Below are 18,214 nucleotides of genomic sequence, written 5' to 3' on the forward strand. Positions count from 1 at the left end.
TCAAAAGTTATGATATTTTAAATTTTATCACATAGGCTGAATAAAACCTATGTTAAAATGCTAGATTTATTATTCAAACCATGCGGGTTTATCGCCTTCTGTTCCAGGTTTATTCACACCGATGTTTTCTTTTGAGTGAAGTTCTGGATTTTTAGCGATTTGAACAGCTAATGATGCGATACTTTTTCTTGAAACTTCCGTACCTCTAAATGTTTCGTCTTTTGTTGTAATTTCAAAGACATTTTCATTTTTATCAGTTAACCAACCAGGACGAATAATTGTGTAGTCTAAATCTGAGCTTTCAATAATATCAGAAGCTTTACGATAGAGACTTAATTTTTCTCCAAATTGTTGTTTATTCCATTCATTAAATGACTCTGGTAATTCATCATAGATGCCAGGTGCTGCAACGAAAATTAAACGTTTAACGTTTTTACTATCCATAGCTTGGACAATTGTTTCAGCTTGTTTATCTAAAGAGCCGGATAAACTTGCAAATACAACATCAACTTCATTTAAAGCTTTTTCGAGATCTTCTTTATTTTTGGCATCTCCTTCATACACTGTCACTCTATTAGAAGCATAGTCAGGGATACGATGTGCATTTCTTAAGAATAAGTCTACGTTAAAGCTAGAGTTTTCAAGAAAAATTTTAGTAGCTTCGATAGAAACTCTACCGTTAGCGCCGATAATTAATACAGTTTTCATATTGATATTCCCCTTTCTGGTCGTCTTATTTATTTTATATTATTATTTTTTAAAAAATTAAAACACTCTTATTCAACTGTACTACAGTAGCGATAAGAGTGCGAATGAATTGATTTTCAAGGTTATTACTATTACACGAAAAGAACAAAATGTAAACCTTATGATTTAGATTCAGGTTTTTTACCCCAATATTGATAATACGTACATTCAATATATCCATTAAATAATTTACGGCGTTTCGTCGCTTTACGATTGACTAAATATTCAAATTCCTTATTACTTGTCAAAATATAAGTAGATAAGTAAGGATGTTCTTTCATTAACGTTCCGATATAGCGATACATTTCTTCAACCTCTTCACGGTCGCCGATACGTTCACCATAAGGTGGATTTCCTACTAGGGCTACAGGTCCTTCAGAATCAATGGTTAACGTATTCACATCTTTAACTGAAAATTGAATAATGTCACTGAGTCCTACTTCTTCAGCGTTACGTTTCGCAATTTCAATCATTTCTGGATCGATATCAGAAGCATAGACTTCTATTTCTTTATCATAATCAGCCATTTGATCAGCTTCGTCACGTAGTTTATCGTAAATATTTGGTGGCATCATATTCCACTCTTCTGATACAAAGTCTCTATTAAATCCTGGCGCAATGTTTTGAGCAATTAAACATGCTTCAATTGCGATGGTACCTGAACCGCAGAAAGGATCGATAAGTGGCGTATCTCCCTTCCAATTTGCTAAACGAATTAAACTCGCAGCTAATGTTTCTTTGATCGGAGCTTCACCTTGTGCCAAGCGGTAGCCACGTTTATTGAGTCCAGATCCTGATGTGTCAATTGTTAATAACACATTGTCTTTAAGTATCGCTACTTCAACTGGATATTTGGCGCCAGTTTCATTAAGCCAACCTTTTTCTTGATAAGCTTTCTTAAGGCGTTCCACAATTGCCTTCTTAGTAATGGCTTGGCAATCAGGTACACTGTGTAATGTTGATTTAACGCTACGTCCTTGCACTGGGAAGTTACCTTCTTTGTCGATAATTGTTTCCCAAGGTAACGCCTTAGTTTGTTCGAATAAGTCGTCAAATGTTTTCGCATCAAAACGGCCCATGACAATTTTGATACGGTCAGCCGTTCGTAACCACAAGTTGCACTTGACGATTGCTGTTTCGTCTCCTTCAAAGAAGATGCGTCCATTTTCGACTTGTGTATCATATCCAAGCTCTTGTATTTCTTTAGCTACAACTGCTTCAAGTCCCATTGGGCACACTGCTAATAATTGAAACATGTCTTTACTCCTTTATACGTGTTGTCTGTATTTTATCAAATTTATATATCAATTTTAATACTTTCAATTTATTGTAATCATTTTACTGTTATTTAGGAAAATGTCTGCGTTGATTGATGTCGTTGAGATGTTTAATGGTAATTTTTAAAATTAAAAAAGCTCTCCATCACAATGGGGAGAGCTAAACTAGTCGTAATATTTCTGTAAGCCATGTTCTGTACCGTTGTACTCATAACGTGTACTAGTTACACTGGTACGTCGGTGGTAACCATCTGTCTACATACTTTCACGTTCGTATGAAAGTCGTCTCGTTTATACGTTGAATTCCGCTAAACAAGTGCTCCTACCAAATTTGGATTGCTCACTCGAGGGGTTTACCGCGTTCCACCTTTTATATTTCTATAAAAGCTACGTCACTGTGGCACTTTCAAACTATTCTAACCATATCAAATGACTTAGGTTATTTCATTGCCGTCAAATTAATGCCTTGATTTATTGTTTCATCAAGCACGAACACTACAGTCATCTCAGACTGTGTGAGCATGGACTTTCCTCTATATTGCTATAGCGATTACCCGAAATATCACTTTTGCGATTATAACACAATTTTAAGTCGATAAGTAAATAAATTTGATTATTTACCGAATACCGCTTTTTCTAAATTAGAAATACGTTTTAAAATATCTACATTGTTTGATGAGTTATTGGCACCGTTAGAAGAAAAGTTTTTATTTTCTTGTGGTCTTGTTGTAGCAACACGAAGTCTTAATTCTTCAAGTTCTTTTTTTAGTTTATGATTTTCTTCTGATAGTTTAACAACTTCATTATTCATGTCTGCCATTTTTTGATAATCTGTAATAATATCATCTAAAAAAGCGTCTACTTCTTCTCTTCTATAGCCACGAGCCATAGTTTTTTCGAAGTCTTTCTCATAAATATCTTTTGCTGATAATTTTAATGAAACATCTGACATCTTTTTCCACCTCATTCGAAACTTTGATCTTGAGACCACTGCAAGTCGTTGATGAAGTCAGTGAGTTCATCAAACGTCACAATATCACAAGTATAGTTTGTTTTTTCCATAAATTCAACTAACATCCTTTTGAAGAACTTTGGGCTGGCCTCTTGTTCTTCGTCATAAATTAGAATGGTATAGTCTGTATGATCTAGCATAAATTGATCAGCTTGTTTGAACTGATATGGACCTTGGTATTCTGAATGATGAATGCTTTCCGTAAAATCAGCTTGCTGCACTATGGATGTGTACTTGGCCTGATTCTGTTCATTCCATCTATTCGTATGGCCGAGAAAAGGAGTAATAATTCCTAACTTTAATTCTGGATAACTCTCTTTAAGTTCAATTACAACTTCAGCAGTCCATAATTCAATACCCATTTGTCCTTGAATCAGAACCCATTCTAGACCTTCATCTATTAATTGTTCTAATTTATGTGCTATGAATTTCTTTAAATATGAAACTTCTGGAGCATCATCTTTGAATATATTTAATTCAAAAGATTTGTATCCAGTAACATAAACAGTTTTAACCATATTCACCCTCATTAAACATGATGCGTTAAAATATTTTTTAAATCGTACTGTACACTTTTGATTTTCTCAGTGAAAAGTTTTCGACTTGTACGTTTAAAATGACATTCTACAGATAAAGATTGAATATTAGATATGAGTAAATTGAATTTTGTTGGTGTCATATACGGCATATTAATTATCTGTTTATCATAATTTTTTAAATCATCGAGTTTGCTATCGATTGATTCGGTGTAAGGTTGTACGACGTCGTAAAAATCGTAATCTATCTCTGATGATTTAACTCTTTCAAAACGATGATTCATTTCAGTGATTTCTATGATGAGTTGTTCTATTAAATGTTGCATAAGGATGCCTCCTACAAAATTAATTTAACACAACATGAAAGCGTAAGTCATGTAAATATATATTCTAATACTATTGATTATCTTTTTTGTCGACTAAGCTGAAACAACAATACTTCGTATTGCTTTGCTCCCTTGCCGCGGGCATGGCTTGGGAGTGATACAGAATTCTAGAATTTAAGAATTCGTATTATCACCCCCGCAAGGATGATTAGATGTTGAGCCATTTTGTGAGCTCAATATCAATCAGCTACTGCGTAGCCTGTCTTTTAAAAATCAACTGACTAACAAGTTGTCTCAAGACACATGCTATTCCTGCAGGCGTGTCGCCGTCAATACTCCGTTAAGCAATGGCGAATTCTTGTTTTATAAGGTTCTCTATCAGTCCATATAATTAATTTTATTATGTCGACAAACTCATTAATAATTTCATTGAATGTTTTCTTTTGCGATGGAATGTTAATAGATGTTGGAAAATGATAATTGAAAAATTATTGAGAGCGTCATTTAAATTATAAAAATTGAATAACTTAAAGGTTACATTTATCTTTCATTTGTGAAAGAAACCGTGACAGAATAACTTAATCACGTTAAAATAGTGAATGATGTATGTTTGTTTAATGACATATACATTCAAAAACTAGAGTTTGATTGAATCTTTTCTTATTATATAGCAGTTATTTTTTAATCAAACTTGTGTGGTGAATATAATGAATTATCCTAATGGTAAACCATACTCTAAAAATAAGTCTTTGGACGGACGCAACCCATCGCCATTTTCAAGTAACATTGAATACGGTGGACGCGGGATGTCACTGGAAAAAGATATTGAGCACTCTAATGCTTATTATCTTAAGAGTGGCATAGCAGTCATTCATAAAAAGCCTACCCCCGTTCAAATAGTGAATGTTCACTATCCTAAACGAAGCAAGGCTGTGATAAATGAAGCTTATTTTCGTACACCTTCAACAACTGATTATAACGGTGTTTATAATGGTTATTATATCGATTTTGAGGCAAAGGAAACGAAGAATAAAACTTCTTTTCCATTAAATAATATTCACTCGCATCAAGTTGAACATATGAAAAATACATATCTTCAAAAGGGAATTGTTTTTCTTATGATACGTTTTAAAACGCTTGATGAAGTCTATATTTTGCCTTATTCAAAATTTGAATTTTATTGGGAAAGATACATCCAAGAAATTAAAAAATCGATTACTGTTGAAGAAATTCGGAAAAATGGTTACCATATTCCTTATCAATATCAACCAAGATTGGATTACCTCAAAGCAGTTGATAAGTTGATATTAGATGAAAGTGAGGACCGCGTATGACGGAAAATAAAGGGTCTTCTCAACCTAAAAAGAATAATAGTAAAACTGGTGGGAAGTCCGACGGAAAAAAGAATAGGAATGTTAAGAGAACGATCATCAAGATCATTGGCTTTATGATTATCGCCTTTTTCGTTCTGTTGCTACTTGGTATCTTGTTGTTTGCTTACTATGCATGGAAAGCACCAGCTTTTACCGAGTCCAAATTAGAAGATCCAATTCCAGCTAAGATTTACGATAAAAATGGAGATCTGGTTAAAACATTGGATAACGGCCAACGTCATGAACACGTCAACATTAAAGACGTGCCTAAAAATATGAAATACGCCGTTTTAGCTACAGAAGATAATCGATTCTATCATCATGGTGCGCTAGATTATAAACGTTTATTTGGTGCTGTTGGGAAAAACTTAACTGGTGGATTCGGTGCTCAAGGTGCGTCAACATTAACACAACAAGTTGTTAAAGACTCATTCTTAACGCAACAAAAATCTATCGGTCGTAAAGCTCAAGAAGCTTACCTCTCCTACCGTCTTGAACAAGAATATAGTAAAGATGAAATTTTCCAAGTTTACTTGAATAAAATTTACTATTCTGACGGTGTAACAGGTGTTAAAGCTGCTGCTAAGTATTACTTCAACAAGGACTTGAAGGACTTAAACTTAGCTGAAGAAGCTTATCTTGCAGGTTTACCACAGGTTCCAAACCTTTATAACATCTATAACAATCCAAAAGAAGCTAACGATCGTAAAGATACAGTTCTTTACTTAATGCATAAACATCATAGAATTAGTGACAAGCAATATGCTGATGCTAAGAAGATCAATCTTAAAGCGAACTTAGTTGAACGTACTAAGAAAGAACGTCAAGTTAACGGTAATGAAAAAGATACAGAGTATGATTCATATGTTAACTTTGTTCAATCAGAATTAATGAACAACAAATACTTCAAAGACAAAAACTTAGGTAATGTCTTACAAAGTGGTATTAAGATTTACACTAACATGGACAAAGATGTTCAAAAAACGCTTCAAGATCGTATTGATAATGGTGGTTCTAACTACTATAAAAATGATGACCAACAAGTCGGTGCAACTATCTTAGATAGTAAAACTGGTGGACTCGTAGCTATATCTGGTGGACGTAATTACAAAAACGTAGTTGAACGTAACCAAGCTACTGATGCACACCCTACTGGTTCTTCATTAAAACCATTCTTAGCTTATGGACCAGCTATTGAAAACATGCAATGGGCTACAAACCATGCGATTCAAGACGAATCATCATATTGGGTTGATGGCTCAGAATTTAGAAACTATGACACTAAGAGTCATGGTAATGTATCTGCTTATGATGCTTTACGTCAAAGTTTCAACATTCCTGCCCTTAAAACTTGGCAACAAGTTAAAAAATCAGCAGGAAACGATGCACCTAAGAAATTCGCTTCAAAAGTTGGCTTAGATTATAGTGGTAAAATAGGTCCATCAGAAGTACTCGGTGGTTCATCTTCTGAATTCTCACCTACTCAATTAGCTTCTGCATTCGCTGCAATTGCTAATGGTGGTACTTATAACAATGCCCACTCTATTCAAAAAGTTGTTACTCACGATGGTGACACGATTGAATATGATCATTCTAGTCACAAAGCGATGAAAGATTATACAGCTTACATGTTAGCTGAAATCTTAAAAGGTACATTTAAAGCATACGGTTCAGCGTATGGACACGGTGTTTCTGGAGTTAATTTAGGTGCGAAAACTGGTACTGGTACGTATGGTGCTGAAATTTATCAACAATATAACCTACCAGATAGTGCAGCTAAAGACGTATGGATTAACGGATTTAGTCCTCAATACACAATGTCAGTATGGATGGGCTTCAATAAAGTTAAACAATACGGTACTAACTCATTTGTCGGCCACTCTCAACAAGAATATCCACAATATCTTTTCCAAGATGTAATGTCAGATATTTCTTCTAAAGATGGCGAAGACTTCAAGAAACCTAAAGATGTTAATGGTAGCGATGGTGATAACTTATCTGTTGCAGGACACCCTGACAATAACACTACGAACCGCAGTGTTCACGGAGATAGCGATACTTCTTCTTCAAGTTCAAGCAACGGTTCATCATCAAGCTCTAACAGTAGTTCAGGCAATACTAACGGCTCATCTCAAAGTAGCTCAGGTAATGCACTGACACGACTATTTAACTTAAATGCAATTTTTGATGATAAAGCATCATAATTCATTTAAAAAGGAGGCTGGGACATAATTAATTGTCTTAGCCTTCTTAACATATTGGCAGTAGATGTCTGAATTGAAAGTGCGCTTAAATTAAGCTTCTCTCAATCCTAGCCATCCTTGCCGGCGGGGCCCCAACACAGAGAATTTCTTTATAAGAAATTCTACAATCAATGAAAGTTGGGAGAGGGACAACGAAAATAATTTAGCTAAATTATATTTCTGTCCCTCTCCCTCTTTTTGTATACAAAAACCCTCATTTATGCACTTTATAGGTCTTAATGCCTTTTAGTCATAAGTGAGGGTTTATTTACTATTTATTGTTTTGTCGTTTCTTTCTTATTTGATAAGATGCATTCATTTTAATCAACTCAGATTTTAACGTTTTCATCTGGCGATACCCCATAAAATGATATTTTCTTGCGACCATATAATGATAACGTTCGTCAAAATTCATTGGTACTACAGGATATTCGCTAAGCTTATCAAAGTTGATGTGGTCAATTTCGTTAATTTGTTTAAAGTAATTCAATATCATTTCAAAGTAATCATCAATAACTGGTTGAGCTTCTTGTGATTTTAATTTTTTCTGACTTGCATATGCATCTAATTGTGTTTCAAGTTGTTCGAAATCACTTTTTTCAATCATGGAATCACGCTTCTTTCAAACTTGCTTTATAACGTTTCTGCCCTTCGCGACAATCATCTAACAAAGGACAAATATCACATTTTGGCTTTCTGGCTAAGCAATGATATCTTCCAAAGAATATGAGTTGATGATGACTTTTATTCCATCGTTCGCGAGGAATGATGTCACATAAACGATCTTCAACTTGTCTTACATTGTCTTTCCAGCGGTTAATACCTAGACGTTTAGATACTCTTTCTACGTGTGTATCGACAGCTAAAGAGGGTTCGCCAAATGCGACGCTCATCACTACATTCGCAGTTTTACGTCCTACACCAGCTAAACTTTCCAATTCTTTATGTGTTTGAGGAATTTCTCCGTCAAATTGATCTAGTAAAGAACGGCATAACTTTTTAATATTTTTAGCTTTATTGCGATATAAACCTATGGAACGAATATCATTTTGTAATTCTTCATCACTGACGTTTAAATAATCTTCCGGTGTTTTATACTTTTCAAAAAGCGTGCGCGTTACACGATTGACTAGATTATCCGTACATTGAGCAGATAATAATACAGCAATGGTGAGTTCAAATGCATTACCGTGTTTTAATTCGCATTCAGCATCAGGAAACATATCAGCGATGACGTCTATCATTTCTAAACCTTTTTTCTTACTTATCATCTGGCTTCTCTCCATTTAACCAATCAAATTTAGGTACTTTTTTTACAACATGTTTCATTTTGGGTTGATTTTGATAAAATTGTTCTCTTATTTTTTTTGAGTCATCTACTGTTTTGACATTGTTCTTTTTCCAGTTTAATAGGATACGATCAATGTATTTAAAGCTTAGTTTATTCTGACTAAGTGCTTCGTCTAACGCTGCTTGAATCACAGATAAATCGTGTTGGTCTACATCAATCCATTGATTTAAAGTTTCTATTTCATATGGCGAAAGTGGTCTGCCGAAAGATTGTTCCATCAATTGAAATAATTGTTTAAATTGTTCTACACTATCAGATTCTTGATGATCTAAATTTTGCTTTTTCAGTATTTGACTTAACTTTTCATAAAATGGGTCCAAATTCATATATTCTGTGAATTTCCCTTCCTCATCTTTCCTCACATTTAATTCCAACAGTTCACGCTGAATTAAATTCTGGATGACGGAAGTGATTTGACGCGGTTGCATCGAAGACCCTTGTTGAAGTGTTTCTATAGAGGGTTGTTTATTAGACGTCTCTGAAGCATAAATGAGTTTGATTAAGATGACTAAATCTTGTTCGTCCATACCTAATTCTGCATAGTGATCCAACAATTCTCTTCGAATAACGACAGGACGCGTTTTAAGTTGAAACAAATCCAAGTGCGTTTCCCTCCTATTTAAAATGAACGCCCAGCCGTATGAATTGACTGGACGTTTCTGCTAATCCTTCTAAAATAAAGCGCAAAATTCGCTTCTATTATGGGTATAAACGATTTAATAATCGTGGGAATGGTGACGTTTCACGTACATGTTCGACACCTGAAATCCAAGCGACTGTTCTTTCTAAACCAAGACCAAAGCCACTATGAGGTACACTACCATAACGACGAAGATCTAAGTAATAGCTATAACTTTCTTCGTCTAATTCGTGTTCTTTAATACGTTCTTCTAGTAAATCTAAGTCATTAATACGTTCAGAACCACCAATAATTTCGCCATAACCTTCTGGTGCGATTAAATCTGCACATAGTACAGTTTCTTCGTTATCTGGGTTTGGTTGCATGTAGAATGGTTTAATACGCGTTGGATAGTTCGTAATAAATACTGGTAAATCGTAATGATTTGCGATAGCTGTTTCATGAGGTGCACCAAAGTCTTCGCCCCACTCAATATCGTCAAAGCCTTCTTGTTTTAAGAATTCAATGGCATCATCATAAGAAATTCTTGGGAATGGTGTTGATACCTTTTCCAATTTAGTTGTATCACGATCTAATGCTTTAAGTTCTAAAACACAATTTTTAAGTACAGATTGTACGACATGTGTCACATATTGTTCTTGAATTTCAAGACTTTCAGCATGATTTGTAAATGCCATTTCTGGTTCAATCATCCAGAATTCGATTAAGTGACGACGTGTTTTGGACTTCTCAGCACGGAAAGTCGGACCAAACGAGAAGACACGTCCATGAGCCATGGCTGCTGCTTCCATATATAATTGACCACTTTGAGATAAGAATGCATCTTGATCAAAGTATTTAGTATGGAATAGTTCGCTCGTACCTTCAGGTGCGCTTGCTGTTAAGATAGGTGGATCAATTTTAGTAAAGCCATTTTCATTAAAGAATTCATAAGTAGCACGAATAATTTCGTTTCTAATTTTCATCACGGCGTGTTGTTTCTTAGAACGTAACCATAAATGACGATGATCCATTAAGAATTCAGTACCATGATTTTTAGGCGTGATTGGATAGTCATGTGCTTCATGAATCACTTCAATTGATTTCACTTGCATTTCATATCCTAAATCTGAACGATTATCTTCAGTAATTGTACCTGTCACATAGAGTGAAGATTCTTGCGTAATATCTTTAGATAATTGGAATGTTTCTTCATCCACTTCAGATTTCACTACAACGCCTTGCATAAATCCAGTACCATCACGTAATTGTAAGAACGCGATTTTACCACTAGAGCGTTTATTTGTTAACCAAGCACCAATTGTCACTTCTTGGTTAAGATGTTGTTTTGCTTGTTTAATCGTAGTCTTCATAACTAAACTCCTATTTTTCTATTCTTTTTTAATACTCATTTATTTTAACAAAATCTCCGTTTAACTTCTACATGTTGACTTTTTGAATCTTTTGCTGAAAATGTATGCCTCAATAGAAATTCAAATTTATTTTTTCTTTTTCATGGACTTTTGGATTTGTCCGACTAATTTATTAAATTGTTTGATATTCCCTTTTTTCTGACGATAATTTTCCAAGGTTTGGGCAAAGAAATTTTTGAAATTACTATTCACGAGTCGATCATCAAATGACACAATAAGTCCTTTGTCATCTTCATGGCGAATCAGACGTCCTAAGCCTTGTCTAAAGCGTGTCACAGCATCTGGAAGCACATATTCTTTGAATGTCGACGTGAATTCAGTGTCCATAAGCCAATATTTCGTATTATGTTTATTCATAAATGGTAATTTCGCAATCATGACACATTTGATACCATTTGCTTGAAAATCAAAGCCTTCGAAAAATGTTGAAGTACCTAGCAATATCGCTTTATCAAAGTTGTTAAATTGCTGAACAATTTTATAATTTTGATTTTGTTGTTGAGTTAGTACTACGTAGTCTTCAAATGGAGGTAATTCATTTAACATGTCTTGTACCATATGCATCATTTTATAACTTGTAAATAAGACAAGACATTTTGAATTGGTGATGGATACATATTCCACTAGATAATCCACAATTGAAGCAACATAGTCTTCGATGTTCTTATAATTGTATGATGCAACATCAGTAGGAATAAATACGTTGGTATTTTTCGCTGCTGTCATCGAAGTTGAAACTTCGTAAGTGTTAAATTCTGTATGATCATTAAACCAATTTTTGAAGGCATCAAATGAATGATTAAATGTTAACGTACCTGAGATAAATGTAAGTGAATTAAATTTATCAAGCACTTGCTTTGTTAAAATATCTTTAACTTCATAGTCTTTGACTAATAAGCGAATGGTAGACTTTTGAGACAAGTTTTTAATTGAAATATAACTTGTATGATTATCTTTTAAACTTTGTTCAATTTGTTTAAATCGGTCATTGAGATATAACAATTGCTTACGAATAGATTTGATTGTTTTATGACTAATACCATTAAAAATTTCAAGCGTCTTATTCAGTTTATCAATAATCGCATGTAAATCTTTTAAAATATTGTCAGTTTCAAATTGATAGACATAATGGTATTTATGAACATCGTCATCGTAGACTTCAGAAGACTGAATGATTTCATAGATCGTATTGAATAATTGTTCGTTTAAATCATGAATTTCAGTGATATTTGTCTTTAATCCGAAGACGTCAATTGGTGCGATATCAAGTTTCTCTAATATACGTTGTTGTTCAAGTTTATCAACAGCTTTAAGAAGTTTTTCATTTTCATTTTTACCAATTAAACCTAATTGATATTTAATATCTGAATAATTCAACTCGTTTGTAACTTGGTTAAGTGCATAATCAGGTAAGCGATGAGCTTCATCAATAATACAATCATCAAAAAGTTGATAAATAGAATTTTCAGCGTCTGAATGTATTAAATGTGCATGGTTTGTAATACCTATTTGTATATTCTGAGCATTGCGCTTAATAAAGTTATAATAATGAATGTCATGGCGAACTGGAACATACGTTTCAATCTTCTGATCAAAGTACATTTTTTGTCCGCCTTTTAAGTTTAATTCTTGAATATCGCCTGTCGCTGTTTCTGTGATCCAAATCAATAATTGCATTTTTAAAATACTTACTTCGTAATTACTTGTTTCGTCTTTAAGTATTTGACTAATTAGGCCTAATGAAATGTAATCATTTTTACTTTTGATTAGTGATGCATTAATTTTAAAGTTAAGTGCGTCATTAAGTGCAGGGATATCCTTTTCAAGTAATTGGCTTTGTAGCAACTTGGTATTGGTAGATATCATGACATGTCTGCCTGTCTCTATATTGTACATGAGTGCTGCAAGAAGATATGCCAGTGATTTACCGCTACCTAGTGGTGCTTCAATCATTGCTTTATCACTATGCATCAGTTGATCAAGAATAATCTCAGATAAGTAAAGTTGTTGAGGTCTGTATGTCATACCGAGTGCCTTTATGGCTTTAGTGTAAAGCGTCTTAAGTGAACCGTCGAAACGTGTGACTGGCCCTTTCAAGTCAACTTGTTTACGATAGATAATTTGTTCAAATTGCCCAAATTTCTCATCTAGTGGTTTGGATTGATTGTTTCTAACCATTTCAAACAAAATATTGTATAAATCATACTTCAGATCTTTACTTAGATAGTAAAGTTGCTTTTGCGTATCTAAAGGCAAATTTTCAAATTTTTCAAATGCTTTAATCATCAGTTTAGCTGTCGTCGTTGCATCTTCATCAGCTCGATGTGCATTGGTTAATGGAATATTGTGAGATTGTGCGAGTTCGCTCAATTGGTAACTTTTATCTGTCGGGAATGCAATTTTAAACAATTCAAGCGTGTCCATGACCTTTTTAGGTCTGAATTGAATGTTGCAATTGTCGAACGCATTTTTAATAAAATTAAGATCGAACGAAATGTTATGAGCAACGAAAATGCAATCTTTAATTTGGTTGTATATATCCTCAGCCACTTCATTGAAATATGGTGCTTGCGCAAGCATTTCCTCTTCAATCGATGTTAAGGCTTGGATAAATGGTGGGATTTCCAGATCAGTGCGAATCATTGAATGATACGTATCAATAATTTGATGATTACGTACGAAAGTAATCCCGATTTGAATGATTTCATCATAATCTAACTGATTACCAGTCGTTTCTAAATCTACAACTGCATATGTTGCTATTCCCATAGCGCTCTCTCCTTGTCTTTATCATTTATAAATCTATATCTGCACTCATTAACCTATGTAAGTTACCTTTATCATCTTTCACAAGTAAAAATCCGTCTTGGTCTATATCAAAGGCTTCACCTATAAATTGATGGTCATTTTCTGTGAAGCGCAATTGACGGTTCCACATATTTGTCGCAGCAATGTATTCTTCTCGAATCGTCTCAAATGGTTGATTTAGGAATTGATTGTAACGTTTATTAATCTCATAAAGTAACGTTTTAAGAAAATCATACCGATTTATTTTATCGTCAGCATGCATTCTCATACTTGTGGCTCTATGACGAATCTCTTCATTAAAGTCGTCCTCAACATGATTCATATTAATACCTATACCACAAATAATGGCCTCTATAGCATCATAATTAGCAACCATTTCAGTTAAGAAACCACAAATTTTCTTATTGCCTATGTAAATATCATTTGGCCATTTAATTGCCACACGATCATTAGAGAATTGTTGAATCGCATCTCGAATGCCTAATGCAATAAAGAGATTGAATTTAGGTATGAGTGCAAATGGAACATTAGGTCGTAATACTAGGGACATCCACAATCCTTTTCCTTTTGAAGAACTCCAATTGCGATTAAAGCGACCTCGCCCTTCTGTTTGTTCATCACTTAAGATTAAAAATGAATTTTTGTTCCCAACGAGTGCTTGTTTCGCTTTTAATTGTGTAGAATCTACTGTGCTATACACTTCAATTTGATCGAAGGTATCTAATTCTTCAATAATTGGTTGAACAATACCGCTGTACCATTGATCAGGTAAGGCATTCAGTTGGTGTCCTTTGTGATTCACAGATTGAATATCGCAACCGTCATTTTTTAATTGATCGATAATCTTCTTAACGCCAGCTCTAGATATATGAAGCTGATCGGCGATATATTGTCCGGAAATATGATTTGGTTGATTCTCATATAACATTCTTACAACATCTTGGCTATACTTTGACATTCGCATCCACCCATTCCAGTATTTCTAATTTAGTGTTATTCATTTGTTGTGTAATAATCGCAAGTTCTATTTGTCTCAATACATCTTTTAACCAAGGTCCTGATTTGACTTGGAGGTGTTTGATGATATCTCCCCCATTGACGTCCATTTCCTTTCGAGTGTGGATTGGTAATTGTGCATCGGTTTCCTTGATTGATGTCGCATTGATTATTAAAGGATTGGCAATTTCTAAACCGTTTTCCTTTAATGTGTCATTTGCTGTTAATACGCATTCTATGTCACTCAGATTGTAATCATAGACGACTGTAATTAAATCTTGTTTAGATTTTACCTTTGGCAAGATTTTGATGAGATTGACAAAATTTTGGATATTAGATTTTTCTTGATTACTAATTTTAAGTGCTTTGAGTGAGTCTTCAATTGGTTGTTGTGCTAACATCAATGCAATCCAGATTTCAAAGGACAGCGGTTCGTTTATGAACACTTTATTCATATTGAACGCCTTGAAAAACGGAATATAATTAAATGCCTGAATCTCTTTCATATTTTTAAAACTTTCAGAAACATTGATTCCGTTGATTAATTTTTTTAATTCAACAACAATTCGCTCGATTGATAAATATTGAATATCTGAGATTTGAGTGGCCATTGCTTCAAACGTTTCATTAACTATTTGAAAATTAAGCTGAGATTGAAAGCGAAGACCTCGAATAATACGAAGTGCATCTTCTTCAAAGCGTTCTCGGGCTACCCCTACAGTACGAATCTGTTTTGCTTTGATATCGCCTTCCCCATTAAAGTAATCATATGTCTTGTAATTCGCATCCATGGCGATGGCATTAATAGTGAAGTCGCGACGTTGAACATCTTGATATAAATCACGTACGAAATGTACTTCACTTGGTCTTCGATGATCGACATAGTCTTCTTCGGCACGGAACGTGGTTACTTCATAATTTTCATCGTTATAAACGACATTAATTGTGCCATGTTCTTTCCCGATAGGTATCGTCTTATCAAATATATCTTCAATCTCATCTGGCGTAGCACTGGTCGTGATATCTATGTCATGAATTTCACGTCCCATTAAATAATCGCGCACAGACCCACCAACATAGTAAGCATCAAAGCCGTGTTGTTGTATTTGATTTAAGATAGGTTTAGCACGTTCAAATAACTCGTATCTCATCTCAGTTTTCACCTTGTTCTAACATTTTTTGATAATAGTGCTCGTACTGATCAGTAATCAATTCTGAAGCGAAGCGGTCACGTATATCATCAAGCATACGTGATTGCATTTCTGTATAGAGTGCCTCATCTTCTAATAATCGTATTGCATATTGTGCTGCTTGTTCACTATCACCAATATCCACGATGTAACCAGTTTCTTCATGTTTAATCACTTCTTTAATGCCGCCTGCATTTGTACCAATCGGTAATACACCTGTTTTCATTGCTTCTAATAATGTAAGGCCAAAGCTTTCCTTTTCACTTAAAAGTAGCACAAGATCAGATAATTGATAGAATGCGCTGACATCATTTTGTTTGCCTAAGAATAACACATGTTCTTCTACATCAAGATCGCGCGCTTTTTGACGCATATCTAATAATTCTGGACCATCACCCAGTAAAATTAATTTACTTGGTATACGTTCACGTACTTTCGCAAACGTTTCAATAATGGTATCGATACGTTTGACCTTTCGGAAATTTGAAACATGGATTAAGACCTTTTCTTCAGGTGCGATACCATAACTTTCTTTTAATTCTTCGTTGTGACATGTTGGAAATTCATTTTCACGAACGAAATTATATATCGGTACAATTTCTTTATCTGTATCTATAATTTCATAGGTTTGTCGTGCGAGTGAACGACTTACACTTGTTACAATATCACTTTCTTCAATACCGAATTTAATGGCATTCTTCAAGGAATGATCGTAACCGAGAACAGTTATGTCGGTACCATGAAGTGTCGTCATTATCTTGACATCTTTTCCTGACATTTGTTTCGCTAAAATACCACAAACTGCATGTGGTACAGCATAATGCATATGTAAGATGTCTAAATCATACTCTTGGATAACATCTGATATTTTCGTACTTAAAGTAATATCATAAGGTGGATATTGGAAAACAGCGTACTGATTTACTTCAACCTGGTGGAAAGTAATATTTGGCAATGGCTTGCGAATTCTAAAAGGAATATTTGAAGTAATAAAATGAATGTCGTGACCGCGTTCTGCCAATTTGATGCCTAGCTCTGTAGCAATAATTCCAGAGCCTCCCATGGACGGGTAACAAGTAATACCAATTTTCATTTGCGCCCATCCTTTCTTTAACTTAACTTATTTTCTTTCGAAACGATTCTTATCACGTGTATTAAATTTATCCATTGTTTCATTAAAGCTTTCGGTCATGTCTATACCTAGTGAATTGGCGATACATAATAATACAAATAAGTTATCACCTAATTCTGCTTTAATTGAATTGTCAGCTTCGGAATCTTTCTTTTTCTTTTCACCGTAATAATGATTAATTTCTCTCGCTAATTCTCCAACTTCTTCTGTCATTCTTGCAAGATTTGCGAGTGGTGAGAAATAACCAGCTTTAAATTGACTAATATATTCGTCGACTTCCCTTTGCATTTGCTCCATCGATTTCATAAATGACAATCCCCTTTAATGCGTTTCTCATATAGTATATTACAATTTAGTGGCTGATGCATTTCAAGTGCAATTTAGAATCATTTGTTATTTTGAAAAATAAAAAAACCTGGCAAGTGTTACATCGGAATGTAAACTCAACCAGGTTGAAATGTTCGTATTTAATTAGTCGCTTGATCTTGCAAGTAAAATAATACGTGCAAGTTCAGCTAATGCTACTGCTGTAGAAGCTACATAAGTCATTGCAGCGGCAGAAAGCACTTTCTTAGCATGTTTGTATTCTTTCTCATTTACGATATTTAACGCAGTAATTTGCTTCATAGCTCGAGAACTTGCGTTAAACTCTACAGGTAATGTCACGATTGAGAATAATACTGCAAGTGACATTAGCCCAGCACCAATCCAAAGTGCAGTTGAACCAAATACACTACCGAATGCAGTTAACACGATACCTAACATAATAACAATGTAGCTTAATGAACTACCGATATTTGCTAGAGGTACCAATGCACTTCTAAATCTTAATGGTGCATAACCTTGTTGATGTTGAATTGCGTGTCCAACTTCGTGGGCTGCAATTGCTGTACCAGCAACTGAAGGTCTATCGTAGTTTGCAGGAGATAAACAAACAACTTTTTTACTAGGGTCATAGTGGTCTGTTAAGAATCCGTCACCTTTAACTACATCGACATCGTAAATGCCATTCGCATGTAGAATTTCCTCAGCAACTTCTCGTCCAGTTTTACCACTTGTGGATCTCACTTGTGAGTACTTTTCATAATTAGATTTAACTTTGTGTTGAGCCCACATTGGGATGACCATTAATATTACGAAATATATAATCATAGATATTAAAGACAATAAA

General features: G+C 34.4%; 17 protein-coding genes and 1 other RNA gene. 2 read left to right on the forward strand and 16 right to left on the reverse strand.

Annotated features, from left to right (window positions below; genetic code table 11):
• Positions 1-69 precede the first annotated feature (69 nt).
• The 6 genes from CD155_RS05600 to CD155_RS05625 all read right to left on the reverse strand — a co-directional run bounded on the left by CD155_RS05600 (position 70) and on the right by CD155_RS05625 (position 3,898).
• A complete protein-coding gene (locus CD155_RS05600) occupies positions 70-714 on the reverse strand; it encodes an SDR family oxidoreductase (protein ID WP_256323980.1) in 645 nt (214 codons plus the stop codon).
• A 152-nt stretch (positions 715-866) separates the two neighbouring features.
• Positions 867-2,003 (reverse strand): THUMP domain-containing class I SAM-dependent RNA methyltransferase, encoded by a 1,137-nt coding sequence (locus CD155_RS05605; RefSeq protein WP_103212763.1) that lies wholly within the window; start codon positions 2,001-2,003, stop codon positions 867-869.
• A 199-nt stretch (positions 2,004-2,202) separates the two neighbouring features.
• Positions 2,203-2,586: RNase P RNA component class B (rnpB, locus tag CD155_RS05610), an RNA gene on the reverse strand.
• A gap of 51 nt (positions 2,587-2,637) precedes the next feature.
• Positions 2,638-2,976, reverse strand: a complete 339-nt coding sequence (gpsB, locus tag CD155_RS05615; RefSeq protein WP_037541446.1) for a cell division regulator GpsB — start codon at positions 2,974-2,976, stop codon at positions 2,638-2,640.
• Positions 2,977-2,987: 11 nt separating this feature from the next.
• Complete coding sequence (locus CD155_RS05620; protein WP_103212764.1) at positions 2,988-3,554, reverse strand: SLOG family protein; 567 nt, start codon at positions 3,552-3,554, stop codon at positions 2,988-2,990.
• Positions 3,555-3,565: 11 nt separating this feature from the next.
• Positions 3,566-3,898, reverse strand: coding sequence for a DUF1798 family protein (locus CD155_RS05625; RefSeq protein ID WP_070831298.1), 333 nt, complete (start codon positions 3,896-3,898; stop codon positions 3,566-3,568).
• 707 nt (positions 3,899-4,605) lie between these two features.
• Between CD155_RS05625 and recU the strand changes: the two genes are divergently transcribed.
• Positions 4,606-5,232, forward strand: a complete 627-nt coding sequence (gene recU / locus CD155_RS05630; RefSeq protein WP_002442930.1) for a Holliday junction resolvase RecU — start codon at positions 4,606-4,608, stop codon at positions 5,230-5,232.
• Positions 5,229-7,475, forward strand: a complete 2,247-nt coding sequence (locus CD155_RS05635; protein ID WP_002442931.1) for a transglycosylase domain-containing protein — start codon at positions 5,229-5,231, stop codon at positions 7,473-7,475. The genes recU and CD155_RS05635 overlap by 4 nt, the downstream gene beginning before the upstream one ends.
• 310 nt (positions 7,476-7,785) lie before the next feature.
• Here the strand turns inward: CD155_RS05635 and CD155_RS05640 are convergent, their stop codons facing one another.
• From CD155_RS05640 to CD155_RS05685, 10 genes are all read right to left on the reverse strand, one after another.
• A complete protein-coding gene (locus CD155_RS05640) occupies positions 7,786-8,121 on the reverse strand; it encodes a YpoC family protein (protein WP_103212765.1) in 336 nt (111 codons plus the stop codon).
• A gap of 4 nt (positions 8,122-8,125) precedes the next feature.
• A complete protein-coding gene (gene nth, locus CD155_RS05645) occupies positions 8,126-8,785 on the reverse strand; it encodes an endonuclease III (protein ID WP_103212766.1) in 660 nt (219 codons plus the stop codon).
• Entirely contained in the window at positions 8,775-9,467 is a 693-nt protein-coding gene (locus CD155_RS05650) for a DnaD domain-containing protein (protein ID WP_103212767.1), read from the reverse strand. Before CD155_RS05650 ends, nth begins: the two co-directional genes overlap by 11 nt.
• A gap of 97 nt (positions 9,468-9,564) precedes the next feature.
• A complete protein-coding gene (asnS, locus tag CD155_RS05655; RefSeq protein ID WP_103212768.1) occupies positions 9,565-10,857 on the reverse strand; it encodes an asparagine--tRNA ligase in 1,293 nt (430 codons plus the stop codon).
• 126 nt (positions 10,858-10,983) lie between these two features.
• The gene (locus CD155_RS05660; RefSeq protein ID WP_103212769.1) at positions 10,984-13,686 is read right to left on the reverse strand and encodes a helicase C-terminal domain-containing protein; all 2,703 of its coding nucleotides are present in this window, start codon (positions 13,684-13,686) and stop codon (positions 10,984-10,986) included.
• A 25-nt stretch (positions 13,687-13,711) separates the two neighbouring features.
• Positions 13,712-14,683 carry a biotin--[acetyl-CoA-carboxylase] ligase gene (locus CD155_RS05665; protein WP_103212770.1) on the reverse strand — a complete coding sequence of 324 codons (972 nt, stop codon included), beginning with the start codon at positions 14,681-14,683 and terminating at the stop codon, positions 13,712-13,714.
• Positions 14,670-15,872: a CCA tRNA nucleotidyltransferase gene (locus CD155_RS05670; RefSeq protein WP_103212771.1), complete on the reverse strand. Its 1,203-nt coding sequence runs from the start codon at positions 15,870-15,872 to the stop codon at positions 14,670-14,672. Before CD155_RS05670 ends, CD155_RS05665 begins: the two co-directional genes overlap by 14 nt.
• 1 nt (position 15,873) lies before the next feature.
• On the reverse strand, positions 15,874-17,004 hold the full coding sequence (bshA, locus tag CD155_RS05675; protein ID WP_103212772.1) for an N-acetyl-alpha-D-glucosaminyl L-malate synthase BshA: 1,131 nt from the start codon (positions 17,002-17,004) through the stop codon (positions 15,874-15,876).
• Positions 17,005-17,031: 27 nt separating this feature from the next.
• Positions 17,032-17,349: a nucleotide pyrophosphohydrolase gene (locus CD155_RS05680; RefSeq protein ID WP_002442946.1), complete on the reverse strand. Its 318-nt coding sequence runs from the start codon at positions 17,347-17,349 to the stop codon at positions 17,032-17,034.
• A 165-nt stretch (positions 17,350-17,514) separates the two neighbouring features.
• Entirely contained in the window at positions 17,515-18,210 is a 696-nt protein-coding gene (locus CD155_RS05685; protein ID WP_002442948.1) for a zinc metallopeptidase, read from the reverse strand.
• Positions 18,211-18,214 lie beyond the last annotated feature (4 nt).

Origin of the sequence: Staphylococcus caprae (assembly GCF_002902725.1) — a bacterium.
GTDB lineage: Bacteria > Bacillota > Bacilli > Staphylococcales > Staphylococcaceae > Staphylococcus > Staphylococcus caprae.

Bases quoted from the DNA above. Each gene is read 5' to 3' on its own strand.
- CD155_RS05605 (WP_103212763.1), bottom strand. From the start codon at position 2,003: ATGTTTCAATTATTAGCAGTGTGCCCAATGGGACTTGAAGCAGTTGTA.
- gpsB (WP_037541446.1), bottom strand. From the start codon at position 2,976: ATGTCAGATGTTTCATTAAAATTATCAGCAAAAGATATTTATGAGAAA.
- CD155_RS05620 (WP_103212764.1), bottom strand. From the start codon at position 3,554: ATGGTTAAAACTGTTTATGTTACTGGATACAAATCTTTTGAATTAAAT.
- CD155_RS05625 (WP_070831298.1), bottom strand. From the start codon at position 3,898: ATGCAACATTTAATAGAACAACTCATCATAGAAATCACTGAAATGAAT.
- recU (WP_002442930.1), top strand. From the start codon at position 4,606: ATGAATTATCCTAATGGTAAACCATACTCTAAAAATAAGTCTTTGGAC.
- CD155_RS05635 (WP_002442931.1), top strand. From the start codon at position 5,229: ATGACGGAAAATAAAGGGTCTTCTCAACCTAAAAAGAATAATAGTAAA.
- CD155_RS05640 (WP_103212765.1), bottom strand. From the start codon at position 8,121: ATGATTGAAAAAAGTGATTTCGAACAACTTGAAACACAATTAGATGCA.
- nth (WP_103212766.1), bottom strand. From the start codon at position 8,785: ATGATAAGTAAGAAAAAAGGTTTAGAAATGATAGACGTCATCGCTGAT.
- asnS (WP_103212768.1), bottom strand. From the start codon at position 10,857: ATGAAGACTACGATTAAACAAGCAAAACAACATCTTAACCAAGAAGTG.
- CD155_RS05660 (WP_103212769.1), bottom strand. From the start codon at position 13,686: ATGGGAATAGCAACATATGCAGTTGTAGATTTAGAAACGACTGGTAAT.
- CD155_RS05665 (WP_103212770.1), bottom strand. From the start codon at position 14,683: ATGTCAAAGTATAGCCAAGATGTTGTAAGAATGTTATATGAGAATCAA.
- CD155_RS05670 (WP_103212771.1), bottom strand. From the start codon at position 15,872: ATGAGATACGAGTTATTTGAACGTGCTAAACCTATCTTAAATCAAATA.
- bshA (WP_103212772.1), bottom strand. From the start codon at position 17,004: ATGAAAATTGGTATTACTTGTTACCCGTCCATGGGAGGCTCTGGAATT.
- CD155_RS05680 (WP_002442946.1), bottom strand. From the start codon at position 17,349: ATGAAATCGATGGAGCAAATGCAAAGGGAAGTCGACGAATATATTAGT.